The 24,486-nt window shown below is 73.0% G+C and carries 24 protein-coding genes; 10 read left to right on the top strand and 14 right to left on the bottom strand.

From position 1 onward, the window contains the following. The first annotated feature begins 148 nt into the window (after positions 1 to 148). The 3 genes from UWG_RS0113905 to UWG_RS0113895 all read left to right on the top strand — a co-directional run bounded on the left by UWG_RS0113905 (position 149) and on the right by UWG_RS0113895 (position 2,160). Positions 149 to 460, top strand: a complete 312-nt coding sequence (locus tag UWG_RS0113905; RefSeq protein WP_016907828.1) for a hypothetical protein — start codon at positions 149 to 151, stop codon at positions 458 to 460. Between the two features lie 106 nt (positions 461 to 566). Then, positions 567 to 1,736, top strand: coding sequence for an adenosine deaminase (locus UWG_RS0113900; protein ID WP_016907827.1), 1,170 nt, complete (start codon positions 567 to 569; stop codon positions 1,734 to 1,736). A 142-nt stretch (positions 1,737 to 1,878) separates the two neighbouring features. Beyond that, the gene (locus UWG_RS0113895) at positions 1,879 to 2,160 is read left to right on the top strand and encodes a hypothetical protein (protein WP_016907826.1); all 282 of its coding nucleotides are present in this window, start codon (positions 1,879 to 1,881) and stop codon (positions 2,158 to 2,160) included. An 83-nt stretch (positions 2,161 to 2,243) separates the two neighbouring features. On the opposite strand, the gene UWG_RS0113890 is transcribed toward UWG_RS0113895, so the two are convergent. The 5 genes from UWG_RS0113890 to UWG_RS0113870 form a co-directional block, all read right to left on the bottom strand. Beyond that, on the bottom strand, positions 2,244 to 2,441 hold the full coding sequence (locus UWG_RS0113890) for a PspC domain-containing protein (RefSeq protein WP_016907825.1): 198 nt from the start codon (positions 2,439 to 2,441) through the stop codon (positions 2,244 to 2,246). Between the two features lie 48 nt (positions 2,442 to 2,489). After that, complete coding sequence (locus UWG_RS0113885; protein ID WP_033196134.1) at positions 2,490 to 3,125, bottom strand: VanZ family protein; 636 nt, start codon at positions 3,123 to 3,125, stop codon at positions 2,490 to 2,492. A gap of 127 nt (positions 3,126 to 3,252) precedes the next feature. Continuing rightward, complete coding sequence (locus UWG_RS0113880) at positions 3,253 to 3,843, bottom strand: hypothetical protein (protein ID WP_016907823.1); 591 nt, start codon at positions 3,841 to 3,843, stop codon at positions 3,253 to 3,255. Positions 3,844 to 3,953: 110 nt separating this feature from the next. Continuing rightward, entirely contained in the window at positions 3,954 to 5,690 is a 1,737-nt protein-coding gene (locus tag UWG_RS0113875) for an ATP-binding protein (protein ID WP_016907822.1), read from the bottom strand. Next, a complete protein-coding gene (locus UWG_RS0113870) occupies positions 5,687 to 6,364 on the bottom strand; it encodes a response regulator transcription factor (protein ID WP_193386448.1) in 678 nt (225 codons plus the stop codon). The genes UWG_RS0113875 and UWG_RS0113870 overlap by 4 nt, the downstream gene beginning before the upstream one ends. Positions 6,365 to 6,553: 189 nt before the next feature. Between UWG_RS0113870 and UWG_RS0113865 the strand changes: the two genes are divergently transcribed. Beyond that, positions 6,554 to 7,390 carry a SigE family RNA polymerase sigma factor gene (locus UWG_RS0113865; protein WP_029391437.1) on the top strand — a complete coding sequence of 279 codons (837 nt, stop codon included), beginning with the start codon at positions 6,554 to 6,556 and terminating at the stop codon, positions 7,388 to 7,390. Between the two features lie 129 nt (positions 7,391 to 7,519). Here UWG_RS0113865 and UWG_RS0113860 read toward each other — a convergent pair whose 3' ends face one another. Beyond that, positions 7,520 to 8,320, bottom strand: coding sequence for a uridine kinase family protein (locus tag UWG_RS0113860; RefSeq protein WP_016907819.1), 801 nt, complete (start codon positions 8,318 to 8,320; stop codon positions 7,520 to 7,522). Between the two features lie 205 nt (positions 8,321 to 8,525). Between UWG_RS0113860 and UWG_RS0113855 the strand changes: the two genes are divergently transcribed. Then, complete coding sequence (locus tag UWG_RS0113855; RefSeq protein ID WP_016907818.1) at positions 8,526 to 9,623, top strand: S-(hydroxymethyl)mycothiol dehydrogenase; 1,098 nt, start codon at positions 8,526 to 8,528, stop codon at positions 9,621 to 9,623. Further along, entirely contained in the window at positions 9,620 to 10,252 is a 633-nt protein-coding gene (locus tag UWG_RS0113850) for an MBL fold metallo-hydrolase (protein ID WP_016907817.1), read from the top strand. Before UWG_RS0113855 ends, UWG_RS0113850 begins: the two co-directional genes overlap by 4 nt. A 542-nt stretch (positions 10,253 to 10,794) precedes the next feature. On the opposite strand, the gene UWG_RS0113845 is transcribed toward UWG_RS0113850, so the two are convergent. After that, a complete protein-coding gene (locus UWG_RS0113845; protein WP_016907816.1) occupies positions 10,795 to 12,006 on the bottom strand; it encodes a pyridoxal phosphate-dependent aminotransferase in 1,212 nt (403 codons plus the stop codon). Between the two features lie 182 nt (positions 12,007 to 12,188). Between UWG_RS0113845 and UWG_RS0113840 the strand changes: the two genes are divergently transcribed. Continuing rightward, positions 12,189 to 12,974: a winged helix-turn-helix transcriptional regulator gene (locus tag UWG_RS0113840; RefSeq protein ID WP_016907815.1), complete on the top strand. Its 786-nt coding sequence runs from the start codon at positions 12,189 to 12,191 to the stop codon at positions 12,972 to 12,974. Between the two features lie 473 nt (positions 12,975 to 13,447). Here UWG_RS0113840 and UWG_RS0113835 read toward each other — a convergent pair whose 3' ends face one another. The 3 genes from UWG_RS0113835 to deoC are packed head-to-tail and all read right to left on the bottom strand — an operon-like array spanning position 13,448 to position 16,938. Continuing rightward, positions 13,448 to 14,368, bottom strand: a complete 921-nt coding sequence (locus UWG_RS0113835; RefSeq protein ID WP_016907814.1) for an aldehyde dehydrogenase family protein — start codon at positions 14,366 to 14,368, stop codon at positions 13,448 to 13,450. Further along, positions 14,365 to 15,894, bottom strand: a complete 1,530-nt coding sequence (locus tag UWG_RS0113830; RefSeq protein WP_016907813.1) for an aldehyde dehydrogenase family protein — start codon at positions 15,892 to 15,894, stop codon at positions 14,365 to 14,367. Before UWG_RS0113830 ends, UWG_RS0113835 begins: the two co-directional genes overlap by 4 nt. 48 nt (positions 15,895 to 15,942) lie before the next feature. After that, positions 15,943 to 16,938 (bottom strand): deoxyribose-phosphate aldolase, encoded by a 996-nt coding sequence (deoC, locus tag UWG_RS0113825; RefSeq protein WP_016907812.1) that lies wholly within the window; start codon positions 16,936 to 16,938, stop codon positions 15,943 to 15,945. 186 nt (positions 16,939 to 17,124) lie between these two features. Here deoC and UWG_RS0113820 point away from each other — a divergent pair, with 186 nt between their 5' ends. Next, positions 17,125 to 17,847: a PH domain-containing protein gene (locus UWG_RS0113820; RefSeq protein WP_016907811.1), complete on the top strand. Its 723-nt coding sequence runs from the start codon at positions 17,125 to 17,127 to the stop codon at positions 17,845 to 17,847. A 10-nt stretch (positions 17,848 to 17,857) separates the two neighbouring features. On the opposite strand, the gene UWG_RS0113815 is transcribed toward UWG_RS0113820, so the two are convergent. The 3 genes from UWG_RS0113815 to UWG_RS0113805 all read right to left on the bottom strand — a co-directional run bounded on the left by UWG_RS0113815 (position 17,858) and on the right by UWG_RS0113805 (position 21,040). Continuing rightward, complete coding sequence (locus UWG_RS0113815; RefSeq protein WP_016907810.1) at positions 17,858 to 19,555, bottom strand: phospho-sugar mutase; 1,698 nt, start codon at positions 19,553 to 19,555, stop codon at positions 17,858 to 17,860. Positions 19,556 to 19,644: 89 nt separating this feature from the next. Then, entirely contained in the window at positions 19,645 to 20,490 is an 846-nt protein-coding gene (locus UWG_RS0113810) for a purine-nucleoside phosphorylase (protein WP_016907809.1), read from the bottom strand. A gap of 112 nt (positions 20,491 to 20,602) precedes the next feature. Next, complete coding sequence (locus tag UWG_RS0113805; protein ID WP_016907808.1) at positions 20,603 to 21,040, bottom strand: gamma-glutamylcyclotransferase family protein; 438 nt, start codon at positions 21,038 to 21,040, stop codon at positions 20,603 to 20,605. A gap of 96 nt (positions 21,041 to 21,136) precedes the next feature. Here UWG_RS0113805 and UWG_RS0113800 point away from each other — a divergent pair, with 96 nt between their 5' ends. Next, positions 21,137 to 22,576 carry an NAD(P)H-quinone dehydrogenase gene (locus tag UWG_RS0113800; RefSeq protein WP_033196132.1) on the top strand — a complete coding sequence of 480 codons (1,440 nt, stop codon included), beginning with the start codon at positions 21,137 to 21,139 and terminating at the stop codon, positions 22,574 to 22,576. A gap of 177 nt (positions 22,577 to 22,753) precedes the next feature. Continuing rightward, entirely contained in the window at positions 22,754 to 23,749 is a 996-nt protein-coding gene (locus tag UWG_RS0113795) for a DeoR/GlpR family DNA-binding transcription regulator (RefSeq protein WP_078495654.1), read from the top strand. A 66-nt stretch (positions 23,750 to 23,815) separates the two neighbouring features. On the opposite strand, the gene UWG_RS0113790 is transcribed toward UWG_RS0113795, so the two are convergent. Beyond that, a partial coding sequence (locus UWG_RS0113790) for a biotin/lipoyl-containing protein (RefSeq protein WP_016907805.1) occupies positions 23,816 to 24,486 on the bottom strand: 671 nt, incomplete at its 5' end.

Below are 24,486 nucleotides of genomic sequence, written 5' to 3'. Positions count from 1 at the left end.
TGCTCAGTCACGAGCAGAACGATGGCAGAAGGACCACCGCCCGGCGCAGGCCGCTCCATCACCATTGGGTATCGAACAGCCCGCCAAGACGGTGCGGCGCGGGCGGACCTCACCGAAGCCGGGGGTGCGGCGTGAGGTAATGGGCGCCATGGGTTTCCTGATGTACGACGCCGGCGGAGCCGCCTTCCGGGACCCGGATGCCGAGATGCGCCGCCGCATCCTCGACAGCCTGCACGACGCGGACGGCGAGCACCCGGCGGTGATGCTGAGGCACGACAGCGGTTGGAGTCTGAGCGCCTACCGCGGCGGCGCGGTGCACTGGCAGAACCTCGAGGACGGCACGGTGCCCCCCGGCGAGCTCAACGACCTGCCGCTCAACGAGGTCCTGCGCCTCCTCGCGCTCCTCGCCGCCGGCGAGATCGGCCGGCTGCGCGGGCTCCCCTGGCGCGTCGACACCTGAGGCTCGGGCTCCCAATGCGCGGCTCGGGCGTGGGAGTTGGGAGTCCACGGGTGCGTCGAGGCGGGAAAAGGATGCCTTCTACGCGCGTAGCAGCTACCCTGCCTGGATGACGAGCCAGATGCCCGCGAACACACCGACCCCGGAGCAGATCCACCGCGCGCCCAAGGTCCTCCTCCACGACCACCTCGACGGCGGCCTGCGCCCCGCGACCATCGTCGAACTCGCAGCGGAGACGGGCTACGAGGGCCTCCCCGAGTCCGACCCCGAGCGCCTCGCCGAGTGGTTCCGCTCCGCCGCCAGCTCCGGTTCGCTGGAGCGGTACCTGGAGACCTTCCGGCACACCGTCGGCGTCATGCAGACCCGCGGGGCGCTGGTGCGCACGGCCGCCGAGTGCGCCGAGGACCTCGCGGCCGACGGCGTCGTCTACGCCGAGGTGCGGTTCGCACCCGAGCAGCACCTCACCCAAGGGCTCACGCTGGAGGAGGTCGTCGAGGCGGTCGTCGAGGGGTTCCGCCAGGGCGAGCGGAACGCGCTCGCCGCCGGGCACCGTATCCGCGTGGGGGCGCTGCTCACGGCGATGCGGCACGCCGCGCGGTCGCTGGAGATCGCCGAACTCGCCAACCGCCACCGGGACTCGGGCGTCGTCGGCTTCGACATCGCGGGCGCCGAGGCCGGCCACCCGCCCACCCGCCACCTCGACGCCTTCGAGTACCTCAAGCGGGAGAACAACCACTTCACGATCCACGCGGGCGAGGCGTTCGGCCTCCCCTCGATCTGGCAGGCGCTCCAGTGGTGCGGCGCCGACCGGCTGGGCCACGGCGTCCGCATCATCGACGACGTGCAGGTCGGCGACGACGGGTCGGTTGCGCTGGGGCGCCTCGCCTCGTACGTGCGGGACAAGCGCGTCCCGCTGGAACTCTGCCCGACCTCCAACCTCCAGACGGGCGCGGCCACCTCGTACGCCGAGCACCCGCTCGGCCTGCTGCGGCGCCTCCATTTCAGGGCGACGGTCAACACGGACAACCGGTTGATGAGCGACACCTGCATGAGCCGCGAGTTCACGGAGCTGGTGCGCACCTTCCACTACACGCTCGACGACATGCAGTGGTTCACCGTCAATGCGATGAAGTCCGCCTTCATCCCTTTCGATGAACGTCTCGCCATGATCAACGACGTGGTCAAGCCGGGCTACGCCGAGCTGAAGTCCGAGTGGCTCTTCCGCGACGCACTGGAGACCGCCCCGTTGACCAGCACGGCGGCCCCGTCCGGCAGTTGACGCGCGCGGAGTGCCGCACCCCCGCGCAAGGCCGTGGGTGCGCGACGGGGCAGGAGCCAGAGGTGTTTGCACGCTCCGCAGTCGTCTGACTACGTTCGCGGTCGCCGCTGAAGAACACCCCCACACACAGCGAGGACCCACGTTGCAGACCACGCACCTCACCCGGAAGACCCTCGGCGCCTTCGCACTCGCCGGAGCCGCGGCCCTCGCGGGCGCCGGCACGGCCGCCGCCGCACCCGCCCTCGGCCCCACCGTCGACGCCGCCACGGACGCGGTCGCCGACCAGGACCTCGGCAAGACCACCGACAGCCTCCTCAACCAGGACTCCGAGAAGCCCGGCTCCGGCAACAGCAAGCAGCCCGGCAGCCCCTCGGGCCAGGAGCTCCTCGGCGGCGTCCCGCTCGGTGGCGGCCTCATCTCCTGAGGACACGCCTCCCGACAGTCGCGAGGGCGGCGGTCCACCCCGCGGTGGACCGCCGCCCTCGCGTGCGGCGTGCGGTCGGCGGCTCACCAGGCGGTGCGCTCGTCCTCGTTCGGCATCAGCACCCACAGCGCCAGGTAGAGCACGAACTGCGGCCCCGGCAGCAGGCACGAGAGCAGGAAGAGGACGCGCATCGTGGTCGGCGTGGTACCGAAGCGGCGGGCGAGCCCGGCGCACACACCGCCGATCATCCGTCCGTTGCGGGGGCGGGCCAGTGTGGACATCTCGGTACTCCTTCGTATCGGAGGCGGGCCCCGATCGGGACCTTCTGCCTACTTACGAAGGTAGCCGCGGTGAGCCACCCGCGCCTCGGGCCAAGGAGTGAGGTGAACCCTGGCTGTCCTCGGGGACGACCCCTCAGGGGTGCCGGACTGGCGCGGCGCCCCGCCCCCGCCGGACCGACCCGCGGGCCGGCCGCCCCCGCGCACGGTGCCTGCCCTCCGCGGAACCCGCAACAGCCAGTTCCGCACCGGTGGGAAGAGCAGCGGCTGCAGCACCGCGACGCCGACCGTGTTGAGCAGCACCGAATCGACGTTCCCCATCTGGCCCGAGATCCCGGACTGCGTCACCGCTATCCCCGACGAGAGCAGCCCGGTCACGCCCACCGCCCGCAGCCACAGCGCGGGGAGCGGGCGGCGCCAGCCGCCGCCCGCGATCGGCAGGAGCAGGGCTAGCGGCACCATGAGCAGCAGTCCGCCTCCGATTCCGGTCAGCGCCGCGGTGGGCCCGTCGGCGAGGTCGGCGCGGATGGTGGCGAGCGGCCGCGTGTTCGTCGGGAGGACCCACGGGACGGCGAGCGGCCGCAGCGTCAGCCATCCGACGAACAGGAGGTACGCGCCGAGCAGGAGGAGTCCCGCGGCGCGGATGCGGAAGACGGCTGTTCCGCCGCCTGAGCCATGGCGCTGCACGGAACTGAGGACGTCCCCTCCCCAGGCCGCGGTTCCGGTCCGAAGCGTCCGGTTCCCCACAGCTTGTCCCGGCGTACGTCCTGCCCCGCACGCCGGCCTCGGGGCGCTCGTCACCGGCGCTCGGGGTTCACACGCGGGTGCCCGCCGTCTCCGCCGCTTCGGGGCGGGTGCGAAGGGCCGTGCCGCACTCGAACCGCTCCAGCGGGCGGGCCCGCTCGGCCTCCTCCGCGGTCTCGGCGGGGCCCCCGAGGACGACGGCGTCGTTGGTGTCGGCGGCCGCGCTGCCGCTGAAGGTGCACACGATCTGCGCGAGCGCGAACGCCGGCAGCTCGTCGAGCGGGACACTCAGCCGCAGCGCCTCCTTCGGGTCCGCCTCCGTGCCGCCGTCCACCGTGAGGTCCTGCGGCACGGCGCTCTCGAAGCCCGTCGCGCGCTCGGAACGCCGCGGGGGCTCGGTGAGCTCCTCGACGAGCGCCCGGGCGACGGGGACCCGGCGCGCGGACGAGCGGCCCTGCGGTATGGCCACCTCCCGCTCGACGGGCGCCACCCGCGACCCGCAGACGAGGAAGACGCGCACCTGGCTCGTCTCCGCGCCGGGCGGGGCGGGCGGCGTCGACGTGGGCGGGGCGCAGCCGACGCGCGACGGCGCGGCGCCGGCGTCGACCGGCACCGAGGTGGCCCTGATACCGCACCCGGAGAGCAGCGCCGCGGCGGCCAAGGAAGCCGCGGCGAGGGCGAGTGCACGGCCTCCCGCGTCCCGGGCGCGCCTCGTCCCGCGGCGCTCTTCGGCACCCCCCGTTTCCCGACGGCGCGCGCTGGTACGGCCTTTCACTCCCCGTCCCCTCCGTTGCCGGACTCCGCGCCGTCGCGGCGGCGCCTCCTGCTCCTGCTGCCCTCCGCGTCCTCGGCCTCGCCCTCCATCTCGCCGCCCGCGACGCGGTGGGCGTCGCGGGGGAGGCGGAGGGTGAAGACGGCGCCGCCCTCCGAGGAGTTGTGGGCCGTGATCCAGCCGCCGTGGATGTGTGCGTTCTCCATGGCGATGGAGAGGCCGAGGCCGCTGCCGTCGGAGCGGGGGCGTGCGGCGCTCGCCTTGTAGAAACGGTCGAAGACGTGCGGCAGCACCTCTTCTGGGATGCCGGGCCCACGGTCGGCCACCTCGATCACCAGCTCGCGCTGCGGCTCCTGCGCGGGGGCGCCGACTTGGCGCGCGGCCTCTGCGTCGCCCGGTTGCGGGGTCTCGGTGCGCACGGAGACGCGGACGGGGGAGCCGCCGTGCTTGAGCGCGTTGCCGATGAGGTTGGCGAGGACGACGTCGAGCCGGCGCGGGTCGAGGCGGGCCATGATGCCGCGGTCGGCGTCGAGTTCGACGGCGTCGAGCCAGGCGCGCGCGTCGATGCAGGCGGTGACCTGGTCGGCGACGTCGACGTCGTCGAGGACGAGCCTGGCCGTGCCCGCGTCGAAGCGGGTGACCTCCATCAGGTTCTCGACGAGGTCGTTGAGGCGCCGGGTCTCGCTGACGACGAGCTGCACGGCCGGCGCGATCATCGGGTCGAGGTTCTCCTGCTCCTCCTCCAACACCTCGGTGACGGCGGAGATCGCCGTCATCGGCGTACGCAGCTCGTGCGACATGTCGGCGACGAACCTGCGGCTCGACTCCTCGCGGGCGCTCAACTCGGCGACGCGGGCCTCCAACGCCTCGGCCGAGCGGTTGAACGTCCTGGAGAGCTCGGCGAGTTCGTCGCTGCCCGTCGCCTTCAGACGGGTGTCGAGGCGGCCCTCGCCGAGCTGCTTGGCCGCCTGGGCCAACCTGCGGACGGGGCGGAGCACCGTCGTCGCGGCGGCCTGGGCGAGGAGCATGGCGCCGAGGAGCGCGAGGCCCGTGGCGATCCCGAGCGACCAGGCGAGGGAGTTGAGATCGTCGCGCTCGGGTGCGAGCGACTTGAGCATGTAGCCGGTGGGCGTCGGCTCCTCGCCGATCACCTTCGCCCCTCCGACGAGGAAGGGGTCGCCGTCTATCGTGATGCGCTGCCAATAGAGGTGGTACGGGTGCCGGTTGGCGGAGTCCACGGTGCGGCGCTTGTCGACCGCCTTGCGGAGCGAGGCGGGGACGTGTCCGAGGGTGAAGTCGTCCTCGCTGGAGGCGGCGGCGCAGGGGCCCCTGTCGCGGCTCCCGCCTATCAGCAGGACCTCGTAGTTCTGGGTGGTGCCCGCCATCCGGTCGGCCGCCTCGCGGAGTTGGGCGCACTCCGCCTCGCTCGGGAGGTTCCCCGCGTTGTCCTCCAACGACTTCCGGAAGTCGTTGAGCGCCGCGTTCTGCGCGCGGGTGAGCACGGCGTCGCGGTTGAGCCAGTAGGCGATCCCCGAGGCCGAGACGGCGGCGGTCAGTGCGACGAGCGCGAAGACCACGACGAGCCGCAACCGCAGCGACGGCAGCACACCGGCCAGCCGACGGCGCACCCCGCGAGGCTTCTTCGCGGAACCGTCGTCTTCCGGCCGGTGTTCCTCGCCCTTCTGCGTTTCCTCTTCCGCGGCCCCGGGGCCGCCGTCCCGCGAGCGCGCGATCACTGAGGAGCGTCCAGCCGGTAGCCGACGCCGCGGACCGTGCGGATGAGGGTCGGCGAGGACGGGACGTCCTCCACCTTGGCGCGCAGGCGCTGCACGCAGGCGTCGACGAGGCGGGAGTCACCGAGGTAGTCGTGCTCCCAGACGAGCCTGAGGAGCTGCTGGCGGGAGAGCGCCTGGCCGGGCCTGCGGCTCAACTCCAGCAGCAACCGCAGCTCCGTCGGGGTGAGTTGGAGGTCCTCGCCGTTCTTGGTCGCCGTCATCGCCGAGCGGTCGATGGTGAGCGAGCCGAAGGTGGCCGAGTCGCTGGACTCGCGCTCGCCGCGGCGCATCACGGCACGGATGCGGGCGTCGAGAACCCTGCCCTGCACCGGCTTGACGACGTAGTCGTCGGCGCCCGACTCCAGGCCCACGACGACATCGATGTCGTCGCTGCGCGCCGTGAGCAGGATGATGGGGAGCTGGTCGGTGTGACGGATGCGGCGGCAGACCTCGAAGCCGTCGATGCCCGGGAGCATGACGTCGAGCACGATGAGGTCCGGGCGCTGCTCGCGCAGCAGTTTGAGGCCGTCCTCGCCCGAGGCCGCGGTCACCACGCGGTGCCCCTGGCGGGTGAGCCCCATCTCCAGGGCCGTACGGACAGCGTCGTCGTCCTCGATCAGCAACAGGAAAGCCACGCGCGCCATTCTGGCGCATGACCCATCCCGACTTCGACCGCCGGTTCCTCCTTCGACCGGAAGCGCGGCCCGCCGGGGCCTGATCCGTTGTGACACCGCTGTGACAGTCGGAGGACCTCGCCATGAAACTGGCCCGGCAATGTGTACGTCGTCAGCAAGGAACCGATGGCTCCGAAGGGGGCGCGTGAGATGAACAAACTGCACGGCACCGCAACCAATGCAGTACTTCACACGCGTCTGCACGTGCCTTCGGTTCCCGCGACGCGGACGACGTTCGGCGGCGACACCGTGCCGCGGAACGGTGAGAAGTCCGGCGCGGTGAGCGGGCGGGGACGCGTCCGCGGCGCCGCGCGGGTGCGTCCGCAGCACATCGCTGCGGTCGAGGGCCTGCGGGGGGACGTACCGGAGCAGGCCCGGGGGGAGACGGGGGAGCGGAAGCGGGACGCGTACGGGGAGGCCGAAGGGGAACGGCGGGACACCGCGGAGCACGAGACGGAGAGCGACGCCGAAGCGGCGTTCACCGCCTACGTCCGCGACCGCCGGGCCTCCCTCTACGCGACCGCCTACCACCTGACGGGCGACCGGTACGAGGCCGAGGACCTCCTCCAGAGCGCGCTCTTCTCGACGTACCGCGCCTGGGACAGGATCACCGACAAGGCGGCGGTCGGCGGGTACCTCCGCAGGACGATGACGAACCTCCACATCAGCGCCTGGCGGCGCCGGAAGCTCAACGAGTACCCGACGGAGGAGCTGCCCGAGACGGCGCACGACCAGGACGCGATGCGCGGCACCGAACTGCGCGCCGTGCTCTGGCAGGCGCTCGCCAAGCTCCCCGAACTGCAGCGGACGATGCTGGTGTTGCGGTACTACGAGGGGCGGACCGATCCGGAGATCGCGGACATCCTCAACATCAGCGTCGGCACCGTGAAGAGCAGCATCTGGCGCTCGTTGCGGCGGCTCCGCGACGACGAGGTGCTCAGCTTCGGCAAGGACCGCGAGGAGTCCTTCGGCGAACTCGTCGCCTGAGGCAGGGGGAAAGCACGGTCCGAGGGGACAGGGGGCACGGGGGGGGACAAGGGGACACGGGGAAGCAGCGGGAGGTTCCGGCCGGCCGGGGGGTCTGGCGGGAACCTCCCGCTGCGTCGTGTGCGCGGTCTAGCGTGATGCGCCGGTCTCGCCTGCTCCCGTGCGGCAGCCGGCCTCGCGCGGGCGCGGGACGGTGTGGGCCGGAGACGTGGGGTGCCCGGCGGGCGCGGGGCCGGTCGCGGAGGCGAGGGCGCGCTCGATACGGGCAGCGGCCTCCTCCCTCCCGCACGGGAAGGCGCCGAGACGTACATGGCGCTCGACGATCGCCCCCTCCGCCCGCAGCAGCCGCCATCCGCGGCGGACGAGCACGGGGAGCGACTTCCGTGCCTCGCGGACATCCCGGAGCAGCCGCCTCCGGAAGGTGGTGAGCGGGCTGCCGCTGAGGCAGAGGGCGTCGGCGAGCAGGCCGGACTCGGCGCAGGCGGTGGCGAGGTCGGCGGCGAAGATGCCCTCGGCGACGAAGAGCGGGGAGCCCTCCACCGAGAGGTGCCGCGTGCCCGTGCGCGCGCTCGCCGAGATCGAGTACAGCGGGACGTCGGCGCTGCCACGGGTGCACAGCCTGGTCACCGTCTCCAACGCGGAGGCGGCGTCCCAGGCGAGGGGGGAGTCCCAGTCGACGCCTGCCGGTGGGGACTTGGGGCCCGATCCCGGGCGCGCGCCGTCCTTCGGCTCCAGGAGGGGGAGCGTCGGGTCGCCGCCCTCCTTGTAGAAGTCGTCGAGGCGGAGGACCGGGAGGCCGGTGCGGGCCGCGAGCCGGGACTTTCCCGAACCCGAAGGCCCGGTCAGCAGGACGACACGGGCGAGGGGGCGCGTACGGTGGGGCGGCGCCGGGTCGGCTTCGGGACCGGTGTGGTCGGTGGAGTCGGTCACGGGAGTCCATTCTCTGCCATGCGCGGAGCCGTGGGGACCCGGCTGCGTCGATCGGCGCTCGGGTGGACCGTGGTGCGCCCGCCTCCCGGTCCGCCGCGGCGACCGCGACAATGGGACGGTCGCGCCTGGCGGCGCCGTGGTCGGGATGCCGCGGTCGCCGTACCCGTGGCAAGTCCCGTTCCCCGTACGCAGAAGGAGGCCGTACATGGCCCAGGAGATCCGCGGTGTCATCGCACCGGGCAAGAACGAACCCGTACGGGTCGAGACGATTCGGGTGCCGGACCCCGGGCCCGGCGAGGCGGTGGTCGACGTACAGGCGTGCGGCGTCTGCCACACCGACCTCCACTACAAGCAGGGCGGCATCAGCGACGACTACCCGTTCCTCCTCGGCCACGAGGCCGCCGGGGTCGTGGAGGCGGTCGGCGAGGGGGTCACCGAGGTGGCGCCCGGTGACTTCGTGGTGCTCAACTGGCGTGCCGTCTGCGGCGAATGCCGCGCGTGCCGCCGCGGACGCCCGTGGTACTGCTTCGACACGCACAACGCCGAGCAGCGGATGACCGTGGTCTCGGGGCCGCAGGCCGGCAGCGAGCTCGAACCGGCTCTGGGCATCGGCGCGTTCGCGGAGAAGACGCTCGTCGCAGCGGGGCAGTGCACCAAGGTCGATCCGGCGGTCTCGCCGGCGGTCGCGGGGCTGCTCGGCTGCGGTGTGATGGCGGGGATCGGTGCGGCGATCAACACCGGGCAGGTCACCCGCGGGGACAGCGTCGCAGTGATCGGCTGCGGCGGCGTCGGTGACGCGGCGATCGCCGGTGCGCGGCTCGCGGGGGCGTCGAAGGTGATCGCCGTCGACATCGAGGACCGCAAGCTGGCGACGGCCGAGCGGATCGGCGCGACGCACACCGTCAACTCCCGTGACTCCGACCCGATCGAGGCCGTGCGCGAGCTCACGGGCGGCTTCGGTGCCGACGTCGTGATCGAGGCCGTCGGCCGGCCCGAGACCTTCAAGCAGGCGTTCTACGCACGGGATCTCGCGGGCACGGTGGTCCTCGTCGGTGTGCCGACCCCGGAGATGGAGCTGGAACTGCCGTTCCTCGACGTCTTCTCGCGAGGCGGCGCCGTCAAGCCCTCCTGGTACGGCGACTGCCTGCCCTCCAGGGACTTCCCCATGCTCGTCGACCTCCATCAGCAGGGCCGCCTCGACCTCGGGGCCTTCGTCACCGAGACGATCGCCCTCGACGAGATCGAGGAGGCGTTCGCGCGGATGCACCGCGGGGACGTGCTGCGTTCGGTGGTGGTCCTGTGAGCGCCGCGCGTATCGACCACGTCGTCACCTCGGGCACCTTCCGGCTCGACGGTGGGGAGTGGGAGGTCGACAACAACGTCTGGGTCGTGGGGAACGACGAGGAGGTCGTCGTGATCGACGCCGCGCACGACGCGCAGGCGATCAGCGAGGCGGTCGGCGGCCGTCGGGTCGCGGCGATCCTCTGCACCCACGGCCACAACGACCACGTCGACGCCGCGCCCGAGCTCGCCGAGCTCACCAGCGCGCCCGTCCACCTCCACCCGGAGGACCTGCCGCTGTGGAAGATGACGCACCAGGGCACCGTTCCCGACGAGGACTTGCTCGACGGCGAGCGCCTCTCCGTGGCCGGTGTGGAGCTGCAGGTGCTCCACACGCCGGGGCACGCGCCGGGGGCCGTCTGCTTCTACGCGCCGGACCTCGGGACCGTCTTCACGGGTGACACGCTCTTCCAGGGCGGGCCGGGTGCGACGGGGCGGTCGTTCTCGGACTTCCCGACGATCGTCGAGTCGATCAGGAACCGCCTGCTGACGCTGCCCTCGGAGACGGAGGTGCGCACCGGCCACGGGGACTCGACGACGATCGGGGACGAGGCACCGCACGTCCAGGAGTGGCTCGCGCGCGGCCACTGAGGTCGCGGTAGTCCGCGGACGGCGCCTCGCGCCGCGCCCACCGCGCCTGAAGGGGTCGCGGGCGGGGTCGCGGTGCGGGGCGTTGCCGCGGGGGCCGGGGCATGAGCGCCCCAGCGGCTGTTCCGGGTGGGTGTCGGCTCGCCTGAGCACCGCGGGGGTGAGCCCAACGTGGTCGTCGCCGCCGTGTGTTGACGGTGCGCGGCGAGGGGGCGCCAGAGCGGCCGGCAGGGTGGCCGGGGTGAAGGAGCGCCTTCTCGCCGGTGTGGACGCCAGGGGCCGAGCCGCTCGGAAGCCGCTCCGTCGTTCCGTGCGGTGCTCGGCGGCTGCCGAGGAGGGGGCGCGAGGGGGCGTCGTGCCGGTGTGAGGACGCCGGTGCGCGTTGGCCGTGGGCACGCGGAGGTCGGCTCGGAGGGCGCCCGGCGAGGCAGACGCTTCGGCTTGCTGCTCACGCGGGTGCGTCGACGGCCGTGCACCCGGCGTGCCTGCATCGGAGCGCGTGCACCTCGCGGCAGTGTCGGCCCCGGGGCGCCGCGTGGCCCGGCTCATTGCCGGTAACCCTCCAGGAACCTTCCGATCCGGCTTATGGCCGCGTCGAGGTCCTCGGCGCGGGGGAGGGTGAGGATGCGGAAGTGGTCGGGCGAAGGCCAGTTGAAACCGGTGCCTTGGACGACCTGGATCTTCTCGCGGAGGAGAAGGTCGAGGACGAACTGCTCGTCGTCGTGGATCTTGTGCACTTCGGGGTCGATCCGGGGGAAGGCGTAGAGGGCGCCCTTGGGCTTGACGCAGCTCACTCCCGGGATCTCGTTGAGCTTCTGCCAGGCGACGTCGCGCTGTTCGTGGAGACGGCCGCCGGGGAGTACCAGTTCGTCGATCGACTGGCGGCCGCCCAGGGCCGCCTGGATGGCGTACTGCGCGGGGGCGTTGGGGCAGAGACGCATCGAGGCGAGCATGCCGAGGCCCTCCAGGTAGTCGGCGGCCTCCGAGCGGGGTCCTGAGACGATGAGCCAGCCGCTGCGGAAGCCGGCGACCCGGTACGCCTTCGAGAGGCCGCCGAAGGTGAGGCAGACCAGGTCGGGGGCGAGCGCGGCCGGGTGGTAATGGACGGCGTCGTCGTAGAGGATCTTGTCGTAGATCTCGTCGGAGAGGACCATCAGGCCGTGCCTGCGGGCGAGTTCGAGGATGCCTTCGAGGGTCTCGCGCGGATAGACGGCGCCCGTGGGGTTGTTGGGGTTGATGATCACGACGGCCTTGGTGCGCGGTGTGATCTTCGCTGCCATGTCGTCGAGGTCGGGGAGCCACTCCGCGGTCTCCTCGCAGCGGTAATGGACGGCGCGGCCGCCGGCCATCGTCGTGACGGCCGTCCAGAGCGGGAAGTCGGGGGCGGGGACGAGGATTTCGTCGCCGTCCTCGACGAGCGCCTGGACGGCCATGGAGATGAGCTCCGAGACGCCGTTGCCGAGGAAGACGTCGTCGACGTCGGTCTCCGGCATGCCTCGCTGCTGGTAGTGCTGGGCCACCGCGCGGCGGGCCGGGAGGATGCCCCGCGACTCCGTGTACCCGTGCGCGCGGGGGAGCATCCGGAGCATGTCCTGGAGGATCTCCTCCGGCGCTTCGAAGCCGAAGAGCGCCGGATTGCCGGTGTTGAGGCGCAGGACGCTGTGGCCTGCTTCCTCGAGCGCGTCGGCCTGCTCGATCACAGGACCGCGGATCTCGTAGCAGACTTCGCTGAGCTTGCTCGACTGCCGGAACACCATGCGTCCCCGCCCTCCCGGGGAGCCGCGTGCGCGGCCCGCCCTGCCATCGGGGACGCGCCGCGGCCGCCAAGAACGCAGCAGGCACCGCGCCCTGACCCGCTCGGAACGTCCCCTCGGATCTGACTACTTGGTTCTACCAAGTCCGGACTTGGAAAGTCCAACCGCATGCGTACACTGGTGCCATGCCGAGCCGAACCCGCCGCAGCTACGACCAGTTCTGCGCCATAGCGCGCGCCCTCGACTCCGTCGGGGACCGCTGGACCTTGCTGATCGTGCGAGAACTCCTCGCCGGCCCACGCCGGTACACGGATCTCCACGCCGATCTCCCGGGCGTCAGCACCGACATACTCGCCGCGCGGTTGCGGCACATGGAACAGGCCGAGCTCGTCGGGCGGCGCCGCCTCGCGAGCCCCGCCTCCGCCTACGTCTACGAACTCACCGAGCGCGGCGCCGCGTTGCTCCCCGTGCTGCGCGCGCTCGCCGAGTGGGGCGCCCCCCTCCTCGACGGACTGCGCCCGACCGACGCGGTGCGCGCCCACTGGTTCGCCGTGCCGCTCCAGGGGGCCGTCGCGCGTGCGCTCCGGGAGTCGGCAGGCGGGGGCGAGCCGCCGGACGGAGCGGCGCGCGGCGTCCTCGACGTCCACCTGGAAGAGGGAAGCTTCCACCTCCACCTTGACGTCGAGCGCCTCTGCGGCGTGCGTCCCGGGGCCGAGGCGCCGCCGCTCTACGAGCCCGGGCGCGCCGAATCCCCCGACGTGGTCATGGAGTTGGACGCACGGGCGCCCGTCGAGCTGGCCAACTCCTCTCTCACTCTGCGCGAGGCCATAAGCAAGGGATCGGTCCGGGTCCACGGCGCGAGCTGGCTCGCCGAGGAGCTCCGCCGTCCCGCCCCGGAGGACAGAGCGGCGGAGCCCGACGGGACCGGCAACGGCGACCACTCCAACGAGGGTGCGGAAGCCGCGTGTTGACGCCACCGAGGCGCCGTCGGCATCCGGGGCTGCCCGCCGGGCGGCGCGCCTTGCGCGTCGCCTGTGCTCTGCTCGCGCTGCTCATCCCGCGCGCACTCCGCGTTGTGCGCGTCCTGCGCGCCCCGCGCAGCCCCTGCGCCCTGCACGCCCGCCGCCCCGACGAGCAGGCCGGCGATCGGCCCCCGCAACCGCTCGGGCACGCGCATCCCCCAGCGCTCCGCCGCCTCGCGCGTCGACCGCGGCGACGCGGTAGTCGAGCACGAGGGAAGGGCGAGGGCACGGAGCACCTGGCGGGAGGGGTGTGCGGGCACGTGAACGAAACGCAGGGTGTGCGCCGGGCGGAGGGATGCGGGTGCTGCCGCACCGCTCACGAGAAGACGCCCACGGCGCGGAGCGTGCAGCGCAGTCGGTCGGCCCGGTCGGCCGTGCCCCGATGGTCCGGGCCCCGCGCGGGGCCCGGAACCGTGCGGGATTCAGTCCCCTCGGGGGTGCCAGACCGTCTTCGTCTCCAGGAAGGCGAGCAGCCGCCCCGTCCCCGGCTCCGCGGTCCAGTCCTCGGCGTCGCCGTCCCCGGCGCCCGCCCGGGGCCGGTGGACGCGCTTGAGGTTCTCGGCCGCCGCCACTTCCAACTCGCGGACGAGTTCCGGATCCCGGCAGGCGCCGGTGAGGTCGAGGGCGTCGACGTCGCGGTGGGCGGCGAGCGGCGCCGCCAGCTCGGCCGTCCGCCCGGAGAGGATGTTCACGACCCCGCCGGGCACGTCGGAGGTGGCGAGCACTTCGGCGAAGGAGAGCGCAGGGAGCGGCGCCCGCTCCGACGCGACGAGCACCGCGGTACCGCCCCCCGCGAGGACGGGCCCCAGCACCGAGACGAGCCCCAGCAGCGAGGAGCGCTGCGGCGCCAACACGGCGACCACGCCCGTGGGTTCGGGGGTCGAGACGTTGAGGAAGGGCCCTGCCACCGGGTTGGGACCTCCGGCAATCTGCGCGATCTTGTCGGTCCAGCCCGCGTACCAGACGAGCCGGTCGATCGCCGCGTCCACCTGCGCGGAGGCGCGCGCGGCCGAGAGCCCCTCGGCGGCCGCGACCTCGGAGGCGAACTGCGCCCTGCGCCCCTCGACCATCTCGGCCACCCGGAAGAGGACCTGACCGCGGTTGTACGCCGTCGCCCCGGACCAACCGGGGAACGCCTTGCGCGCGGCGGCGACGGCGTCCCTGGCGTCCTTCCGCGAGGAGAGCGGGGCGTTGGCGAGCCACTCGCCCTTTGCGTCGACCACCTCGTACACCCGTCCGCTCTCGCTGCGCGGGAACTTTCCGCCGACGAAGAGCTTGTACGTCTTCAGCACCCCGAGCCTGCGCGGCGCGCCCGTGCGCCGCTGTGCCGTCTGCTCACTCACCGGCCACCTGCCTTTCCACCGGCGCGAGCCCCGCGCCTGCCCTCGTTCGCCACGGCGCCCGCCTCGGCCGGCTCGGCGCCGGTGAGGTCGAGGTACGCCTCCAGTCCGTGCCGTCCGCCCTCGCGGCCGAAGCCGGATTCCCGGTAGCCGCCGAAGGGCGAGGTGGGATCGAACTTGTTGAAGGTGTTCGCCCAGACCACACCGGCCCGCAGCTGCTCGGCGACGCGCAGGATGCGCGAGCCCTTCTCCGTCCAGATGCCTGCCGAAAGCCCGTACGGTGTGTTGTTCGCCTTCGCCACCGCCTCCTCAGGGGTGCGGAAGGTGAGCACGGAGAGCACAGGACCGAAGATCTCCTCGCGCGCGATGCGGTGCGCCTGCGTCACTCCGGTGAAGACGGTCGGCGCGAACCAGTAGCCCTGCGACGGGAGTTCGCACGCCGGGGACCACCGTGCCGCGCCCTCGGCCTCCCCCGCGTCGGCGAGTTCGGTGATCCGGGCGAGCTGCTCGGGCGAGTTGATCGCACCGATGTCGGTGTTCTTGTCGAGCGGATCGCCGAGCCGCAGCGTGCCGAGCCGCCGCCGCAGGGCTTCGAGGAGTTCGTCGGCGACCGACTCCTGGACGAGGAGCCGCGAGCCGGCGCAGCAGACCTGCCCCTGGTTGAAGAAGCTGCCGTTGACGACGCCCTCGACGGCCTGATCGAGCGGCGCGTCCTCGAAGACGATGTTGGCGCCCTTGCCGCCGAGCTCCAGCGTCAACCGCTTGTCACCGCCTGCGACTTCGCGGGCGATCGCCTTGCCCACGGCGGTGGAGCCGGTGAACGCGACCTTGTCGACGCCGGGGTGGGAGACGAGTGCGGCGCCCGTCTCCCCGTCCCCCGTGAGGATGTTGACGACGCCCGCCGGGAGCTGTGCCTGGCGGCAGATGTCGGCGAAGAAGAGCGCGGAGAGCGGCGTCGTCTCGGCCGGCTTGAGCACCACGGTGTTCCCGGTGGCGAGCGCGGGCGCGACCTTCCAGGCGAGCATGAGCAGCGGGAAGTTCCAGGGGATGACCTGCGCGGCGACACCGAGCGGCCGCGGCGGGCCGCCGTGCGCGGTGCGCTCCAGACCTGCGTGGGCCAACTTGTCGGCCCAGCCTGCATAGTAGAAGAAATGTGCGGCGACCTGCGGCAGGTCGGCGTCGCGCGTCTCTTTGATCGGCTTGCCGTTGTCGAGGGTCTCCAGGACGGCGAGTTCGCGGGAGCGCTCCTGGAGGATGCGGGCGATCCGGAAGAGGAACTTCGCACGCTCGGCACCGGGCAGCGCGGCCCAGCCGGGGAAGGCCGAGCGGGCCGCGCGGACGGCGGCCTCGACGTCCTCGGCGCCGGCGTGCGCCACCTCGCTGAGGACCTGCTCGTCGGCGGGGGAGACGGTCTTGAAGCTCTTCCCGTCCGCCGCCTCGCGGAACTCGCCGTCGATGTAAAGCCCGTAGGACGGGGCGATCTGCACCAGCGAGCGGGACTCCGGTGCGGGTGCGTAGTCGAAAACCATCGGTGCCTCTGTGCCTTGGGGTGTGGGCATGGGTGGGTGGCAGGTCGTCTAGTCGACGGTGACGTACGCGGCGCCGGAGTAGGCCCCCGTCGCCAACTTGTGGCGCTGCATCAGGAGATCGCCGAGGAGTCCTGAGGCGCCGAAGCGGAACCAGTCGGGTGTGAGCCACTCGGGACCCGCCGCCTCGTTGACGACGACGAGGTAGCGCAGCGCGTCCTTCGCCGCCCTGATCCCGCCGGCCGGCTTGACGCCGACGCGGGTGCCGGTGGCCGCGTGGTAGCCCCGGACCGCCTCCAGCATCAGCAGGGTGGCGGGGAGGGTGGCGGCGCCGCCGACCTTCCCCGTCGAGGTCTTGATGAAGTCGGCGCCCGCCTCCATGGCGAGCCAGGAGGCGCGCCGGATGTTGTCGTACGTCGCCAACTCGGCGTTCTCGAAGATGACTTTGAGCCGCGCGCCGCCGCCCGGTCCGGCGGCGCACGCCTCCTTGACGGCTCTGATCTCCTCGTGGACCTTCAGGTAGTCGCCGGAGAGGAAGGCGCCGCGGTCGATCACCATGTCGACCTCGTCGGCGCCTGCCGCGACCGCGTCCTCGGCGTCGGCGATCTTCACCCGGAGCGAGGCGCGCCCGGAGGGGAACGCCGTCGCCACGGCGGCGACTTCGACCTGCGGGGCGCCCGCGGCGGCGAGCGCCTCCTTCGCCGTGGCGGCGAGGTCGGGATAGACGCAGACGGCGGCGGTGTGCGGCGTCGTCGGGTCGCCGGGGTCCGGCCGCGCCGCCTTGGCGCACAGGGCGCGCACCTTGCCGGCCGTGTCCGAGCCCTCGAGGGTGGTGAGGTCGACCATGGAGATCGCCAGGTCGAGGGCGTACGCCTTCGCCGTCGTCTTGATCGAGCGGGTGGCGAGCCCGGACGCGCGCTGCTCGAGGCCGACGGCGTCGACGCCGGGGAGGCCGTGGAGCCGGGAGCGGAGCTCCGCCTGCGAGGGCGCCGGCCCGGTGACGGGAGGGCGGGGCGCGGCCGGGGGGCTGCTGGGGGGAGTCGGCATGGTCACCAGGGCAGCATATCTACGCGTGTAGCGGTGCGTCGCCCCCGAAGTGCGACCGTTTTCCCGGCAGTTGGAGCGGCCGAACACCGTGTGCGACGACCTCCCGACACAGCGTGCGCTCCCGCCACACGCATCGATGCCGTACCGCAATGTCCGTCTACCGGACGGTCCGGCAGAATCGATCGCATGACGCGCGAGGAGAGCACCCCAGGGGACGACCGCCCCGAGGGGCGAGGGACCACGGCAGACGAGCCCGGCGAGCAGCGCCCCGAGCCCCCGGCGTACGCGGACCGTGTCTTCCGCTCGCCCGCGGGCATGGCCGGCGGCGTGCTGCTGCTCCTGCTCGCCCTGTGGCTCGGCACCGACGCGATCGTCAACAGCGACGGGCGTACACCGTGGATCACGCTCGCCGGCCTCTTCGTCGTCGTGCCGCTGGTGGTGGCGTTCACCCTGCGCCCCGCGGTCTTCGCGGGCGAGCGGCGGCTGCGGGTGCGCAACCCCTTCCGGACCGTCTCGGTGCCGTGGGGCGCGGTGGAGTCGCTGCGCTCCGGGTACTCAAGCGAGGTCGTCGCCGACGGCCGGACCTACCAACTCTGGTCGATCCCGGTGTCGCTGCGCGCCCGGAACAAGGCGACGCGCCACAACGAGCGGGTCGCCGCCGGCCGCCCGCCCTCGGCGGCCGGCGGCCTGTTCGGCGGCAGGACGATGCCCTCCGTCGCCAAGGAGCCGGAGCAGACCGACCGCCGCGCGCCCTCGGACCAGGCGATGGACGACCTCCGCTCCCTCGCCGAACGCCACGGCGCGGACGGCGACCGGGCAGGCGGCGTGGCGGTCCGCTGGGCCTACGAGGTGCTCGCGCCGGCCGCGGCCGGCGTCGTCGCGCTCGCCGTCCTCCTCGCGACCGGCTGACGCAGCCGGTTCACAGCCCGGTGGCGGCCGAGAGCCCCTCCTTGATCCGCTCCAACACCGCTTCCCCCGTCCGCCGCGCGCGGTCGAGGTCCCCCTGCCCCTCGACCCCGACGACCGCCTCCAGGTAGCACTTCAGCTTCGCCTCCGTGCCGCTCGGCCGCACGATCACGCGTGCGCCCCGGACGGCTCCGGCGCCGTCGAGCCGGTAGCGGAGACCGTCCGTCGGCGGCAGCCCGCCCGCGCCCGCGGCGAGGTCCTCCGCCTCGGCGACGGCCAACCCGCCGAGCTGCTGCGGCGGGCGGGACCGCAGCCGCTCCATCGCCTCGGCGATGCGCGGCAGCTCGTCGACGCGCATCGAGATCTGCCCCGACGCGTGCAGCCCGTGTTCGACGGCGAGGTCGTCGAGGAGGTCGCCCACCGTGCGTCCGGCGAGCTTGAGTTCGGCCGCGAGCTCCGCGACGAGGAGCGCCGCCGTGATGCCGTCCTTGTCCGGGACGGCGGCGGGGTCGGTGCAGTATCCGAGCGCCTCCTCGTACGCGAACGCCAGGTCGGGGACGCGGCAGAGCCACTTGAACCCGGTGAGCGTCTCTGCGTACGGCACCTTCGCGGCCCGTGCGATCCGCGAGAGCAGCGAGGAGGAGACGATCGTCGTCGCGAACGTCCCGCGCGCCCGCTTGTGGACGAGGTGGACGGCGAGGAGCGCGCCCACCTCGTCGCCGTGGAGCATCCGCCAGCCGGCTTCGCTCCCCGGTTCCGGCACGGCGACGGCGCACCGGTCGGCGTCCGGGTCGTTGGCGACGACGAGGTCGGGGCCGTGCGCCCGTGCCGTGGCGAAGGCGTGGTCGAGGGCGCCGGCCTCCTCCGGGTTGGGGAAGGCGAGCGTGCGGAACTCCGGGTCGGGCTCCGCCTGTTCGGGCACGGGGACGGGCTCGGGGAAGCCGGCGCGGAGGAACGCCTCGCGGAAGGTGCCGGTGCCGACGCCGTGGAGCGCCGTGTGCACCACGCGCACCTCGCGCGGCGACCCTTCGGTGAGCACGGAGCCGGAGCGTGCGAGGTACGCGTCGAGCAGCCCGTCGTCGAGGACCTGCCAGCCGGAGTCGGGGCGCGGCACCGACGAGAGCGGACCGATCGCGTCGATCTCCGCGGCGATCTCGTCGTCGGTCGGCGGGACGATCTGGTATCCGCCGCCGAGGTAGACCTTGTAACCGTTGTCGCCCGGCGGATTGTGGCTCGCGGTGACCATCACGCCCGCGACGGCCCCGAGGTGTCCGACGGCGAAGGTGAGCACCGGTGTCGGCAGCGGGCCCGGCAGCAGGACGGCGCGCAGGCCGGCCCCGACGACGACCGCCGCGGTGTCGCGCGCGAACTCCGCGCTCTTGTGCCGCGCGTCGTAGCCGATGACCACGAGCCCCCTCGCCGGGTCGAGCCCGGCGGCCGAGCCCAGCGTCCGCTCCAGGTGGCGCACGAGCCCTGCCGCCGTGCGGATCACCACGGCCCTGTTCATCCGCATCGGTCCGGCGCCGAGGCGCCCGCGCATTCCCGCCGTTCCGAACCGCAGGGTCCCGGAGAAGCGGTCGCCGAGGTCGGCGAGGGAGCCGGGGTCTCCTTCCTCCGCTCGGGCCAGGAGCGCGGCCAGCTCCTTGCGGGTCTCTTCGTCGGGGTCCTCGGCGAGCCACTCGCGGGCTGCCGTGATCGCCTCGTCGTGCACGGTTCCTGCCTCTCGTCGCTGCTGCGCCGCTGTGCGGGGTACCCGCGTCGGCGTCCCGCCTACCGCGCTCCGCCGCACGCCGGCGCCGGTCAGATCCGTTCGAGCACGCCGGCGAGGAGCGTCCCCATCCGGGACGCGGAGTCGCGCCCGGCGCGGAGCACCTCCTCGTGGCTGAGCGGCTCGCCCGTCATGCCGGCGGCGAGGTTGGTCACGAGGGAGACGCCGAGGACCTCGGCCCCCGCCTCGCGGGCTGCGATCGCCTCCAACGCCGTGGACATGCCGACGAGTTCGCCGCCGATGGCCCGCAGGTAGGTGATCTCCGCCGGCGTCTCGTAGTGCGGTCCGGGGAGTTGGACGTAGACGCCTTCCTCCAGCGTCGGGTCGACCTCCCTGCACAGCGTGCGCAGACGCGACGAGTACAGGTCGGTGAGGTCGACGAAGCGGGCGCCCTGGATGGGTGAGGCGGCGGTGAGGTTGAGGTGGTCGCTGATGAGGACGGGCTGCCCGGGCCGCATGCCGGGCCGCAGTCCGCCGCAGCCGTTGGTGAGGACGACCGTCTTGCACCCGGCGGCGACGGCGGTGCGCACGCCGTGCGCGACGGCCGCGAGGTCGCGGTGCTCGTAGTAGTGGGTGCGGCCGAGGAAGACGAGCGCCCGGGTGCTGCCGAGCGTGTACGTGCGGATGGTTCCGGCGTGGCCGGTGGCGGTGGGTGGGGGGAAGCCGGGGAGCTCGGTGACGTCGATCTCGTCCTCGGGGTCGCCCAGCGCGTCGGCGGCGGGGGCCCAGCCGGAGCCCATGACGAGCGCGACGTCGAAACTGTCGGAGCCCTCGAAGGCGCCGCCCTCCCGGCGCCGGGTGAGCTCGCGGAGCCGCGCGGCGGCGGCCTCGGCCGTGCGGTACGGGTCGTCGGGGTGGAGTGTGGGTGATGCGTTCACGCGTTGAGCGTAGCCGCTCCGGCCCTACGCGCGTAGAAGGAGGGGGGTTCGTTCTGCGCCTCTCAACTGCCCGTTTCGCCGGGGGGAGTTGAAGCGGCCTCCGGTAGCGACCTCAGCACGGGCGCTTGCGCAGCTCCATCACGTAGTCGTGCGGGGCGCCCGCCGACTCGGCCGCGTCGGCGACGTCGCCGAGGTAGCGCGGCGAAGGGAGCCCGCCCTCGTACGCGTTGAGGACGTAGGTCCACGCGGCCTCGTCGCCCTCCAGCGTGTGGACGCGCATCCGCGTCCTGCGGTAGATCTCCAGGCCGACGCCCTCCCAGCGGTCCAGCGCCGCCTCGTCCATCGGTGCGACGTCGTAGAGCGCGACGAAGACCTGCCCGCACGGCTCCTCGGCGAGCGTGGCGAGCGCCCCGTCCCAACCCATGTGCTCCCCGCCGAAAGCGAGCCGCCAGCCGTCGAGCCAGCCCGTGCAGCGGAGCGGGGAGTGCGGGGCGCGGCGCGCCATCAGCCGGGCGTCGAGGTTGCCGGCGTACGCGGCGTAGAGCGACATGGCCCGAGGGTAGCGGCGGTGCGCGGACGCGGGCGGCTGTGCGGCGTCGGGTGGCCCGGGCGGGTGGCGACGGGGGCCGTGCGGGACAATGGGCCCGTGACTCGGATCGTGATCATCGGTGGTGGCCCTGGCGGATACGAGGCGGCGCTCGTCGCCGCTCAACTCGGGGCGGAGGTGAGCGTCGTCGACAGCGACGGCCTCGGCGGCGCCTCGGTCCTCACCGACTGCGTGCCGTCGAAGACGCTCATCGCCACCGCGGAAGTGATGACGAGCTTCGACTCCTCCCACCGCGAACTCGGTATCCGGATCGAGGACGGCACCCACGACCCGGCCGACCCGGCCCGTGTGGTCGGCGTCGACCTCGGCCGCGTCAACAAGCGCGTGAAGCGCCTCGCACTCGCGCAGTCCCACGACATCACCGCCTCCGTGACCCGCGCCGGCGTCCGCGTCGTCCGTGCGCACGGGCGCATCGAGCCCGGCCAGGCGCGGGACGGCTCACGCGAGGTCGTCGCCACCGCCGCCGACGGCCGCGAGGAGCGGCTCACGGCCGACGCCGTCCTCATCGCGACCGGCGCGCATCCGCGGGAGATCCCCGACGCACTCCCCGACGGCGAGCGCATCCTCAACTGGAAGCAGGTCTACGAGCTCGAGGAGCTCCCCGAGGAGCTGATCGTGATCGGCTCCGGCGTCACGGGCGCCGAGTTCGCCGGTGCCTACCAGGCGCTCGGCTCCCAGGTCACCCTCGTCTCCTCGCGCGACCGCGTGCTTCCGGGCGAGGACCCGGACGCGGCCGCCGTGCTGGAGGACGTCTTCCGGCGGCGCGGCATGAACGTGATGTCCCGCTCGCGCGCCGAGTCCGCGCGCCGGGTCGGCGACCGGGTCGAGGTCACGCTCAAGGACGGCCGGACGATCAGCGGCACGCACTGCCTCGTCGCCGTCGGCGCGATCCCCAACACCGCCGAACTCGGCCTCGCCGAGGCGGGCGTGGTGCTGCGCGAGTCGGGGCACATCAAGACGGACCGGGTCTCGCGCACCTCGGCGCCCGGCGTCTACGCGGCGGGGGACTGCACCGGCGTCCTCGCGCTCGCCTCGGTGGCCGCGATGCAGGGCCGGATCGCGATGTACCACTTCCTCGGGGACGCCGTCGCGCCGCTCGACCTCAAGACGGTCTCGGCGAACGTCTTCACCGACCCGGAGATCGCCACCGTCGGCTACACCCAGGCCGACGTCGAGCAGGGCACGATCGACGCACGCGTGGTGAAGCTGCCGCTGCTGCGGAACCCGCGGGCGAAGATGCAGGGCATCAGGGACGGCTTCGTGAAGCTCTTCTGCCGGCCCGGTACCGGGATCGTGGTGGGCGGCGTCGCGGTGGCGCCGCGTGCGAGCGAGCTGATCCACCCCGTCGCGATCGCCGTCGACAACAATCTGACGGTCGAGCAGATAGCCAACACCTTCACCGTGTATCCGTCGTTGACGGGTTCGATCGCCGAGGTGGCGCGGCAGCTGCACACTCGTAAGGCGGCAGAGGAGAGTTGAGCCGTTGACGCCGCCGGGGGCGTGAAGAGGGGCGCGAAGGCGGTCCGACGGCCGGTACGCAGGGACGGAAGGCTCCTGAGGGGCCCTATACCACGTGCTCCCGTACGAGACGAACAACTTCTGTTAATCGGCGCAATCTGCTGAAACCAGACGGTCGTTGGCGTTACTGTCAGTTTCGTGTTCGCTGCGGAACGTCGCCAATTGATCCTTGAAATGGTGCGAGCCAACGGAGCGGTCTCGCTCCGGGAGCTCGCGCGGGTAGTCCAGACCTCCGAAGTCACCGTCCGTCGGGACGTGCGGGCGCTGGAAGCCGAAGGGCTGCTCGACCGTCGCCACGGCGGTGCCGTACTGCCCGGAGGGTTCAGCAGGGAGTCCGGGCTCCCACAGAAGTCGCACCTGGCCAGCGCCGAGAAGACGGCGATCGCCGACCTCGCGGCCGGCCTCGTCGGTGAGGGGGAGGCCGTCGTCGTCGGCGCCGGCACCACCACCCAGGAGCTGGCCCGCCGCCTGGCGCGCGTCCCCGGGCTGACGGTCGTCACCAACTCCCTGCTGGTGGCGCAGGCGTTGGCCCACGCGAACCGCGTGGAAGTCGTGATGACGGGCGGCACCCTGCGCGGCTCCAACTACGCGCTCGTGGGGAGCGGTGCCGAGCAGTCGCTCCAGGGGCTGCGGGTCTCCCGTGCCTTCCTCTCCGGGAGCGGGCTCACCGCCGAGCGCGGGCTCTCCACCTCCAACATGCTCTCGGCGAGCGTCGATCGGGCGCTCGTGCAGGCGGCGACGGAGGTCGTCGTCCTCGCCGACCACAGCAAGCTCGGCACCGACACGATGTTCCAGACGGTCCCGACCGACGCCGTCACCCGCCTCGTCACCGACGAACCGCCGGCGGGCGAGCAGCGTGCCGAGGCGGAGCTGCACGCCCTCGCCGACCGCGGGGTGCAGGTCGTCGTGGCGGGCGGTCCGAGCCCCTCGGGGCCCGGACCTGGAGGCGGCCATCGGGCCGAGGGCCAGCGGCGCGACGTCCCCATGCCGTCGCCCCGCCGCAACCCGCCGCCGCAGGGCGGCGGTTCGGGGCACCCGCAGGCGCGCGGCCCAGGACAGCAGGGCGAGCCACCCGGCGCCGGGGGCTATCCGGCGAAGAACCGCGTCGCCGACCTCGGGCCCCGTAGGCGCTGACCGCACACGACGTGGGGCGTACACGCCGACCGTGTACGCCCCACGCTCCTCCGGTGCGGAACCGGGTCAGTCCTTGATCTCGCAGAGCACGGCACCGGCCGTAACGGCCTCGCCCACCTGCGAGTTGAGCCCCTTGACGGTGCCGGAGCGGTGCGCGTTGAGCGGCTGCTCCATCTTCATCGCCTCCAGGACGACGACGAGTTCGCCCTCCTCGACCTGCTGCCCCTCCTCGACGGCGACCTTGACGATGGTGCCCTGCATCGGAGAGGCGAGCGCGTCACCCGAAGCGGCCGACGAGGACTTCTTCCCCGCCTTGCGCCGCGGCTTGTGCGCACCGCCCTCCACGGCGGCGCGAGCGAGCGGCATCCCCAGCGAAGACGGCAGCGACACCTCCAGCCGCTTCCCGCCGACCTCGACGACGACGGTCTCCCGCCCGGCCTCGCCGGCCTCGTCGTCGCCCGTGGGGGGGCCGAACGGCTCCACGTCGTTGACGAACTCGGTCTCGATCCACCGGGTGTGGACGGTGAACGCCTCGTCGCTGCCGTGGACTTCGGGTGCGAACGCCGCGTCGCGCACGACCTTCCGGTGGAAGGGGATCGCCGTCGCCATGCCCTCCACGGTGAACTCCGCGAGCGCCCGCTGCGAGCGCTCCAGCGCCTGCTTGCGGTCGGCGCCCGTGACGATCAGCTTCGCCAGGAGCGAGTCCCACGCGGGGCCGATCACCGAGCCGGACTCGA

The organism is Streptomyces xiaopingdaonensis (assembly GCF_000262345.1).
GTDB classification, from domain to species: Bacteria; Actinomycetota; Actinomycetes; order Streptomycetales; family Streptomycetaceae; genus Streptomyces; species Streptomyces xiaopingdaonensis.
Note: the sequence above shows the minus strand (reverse complement) of the source record. Positions and strands in the feature narration are given on the sequence as shown.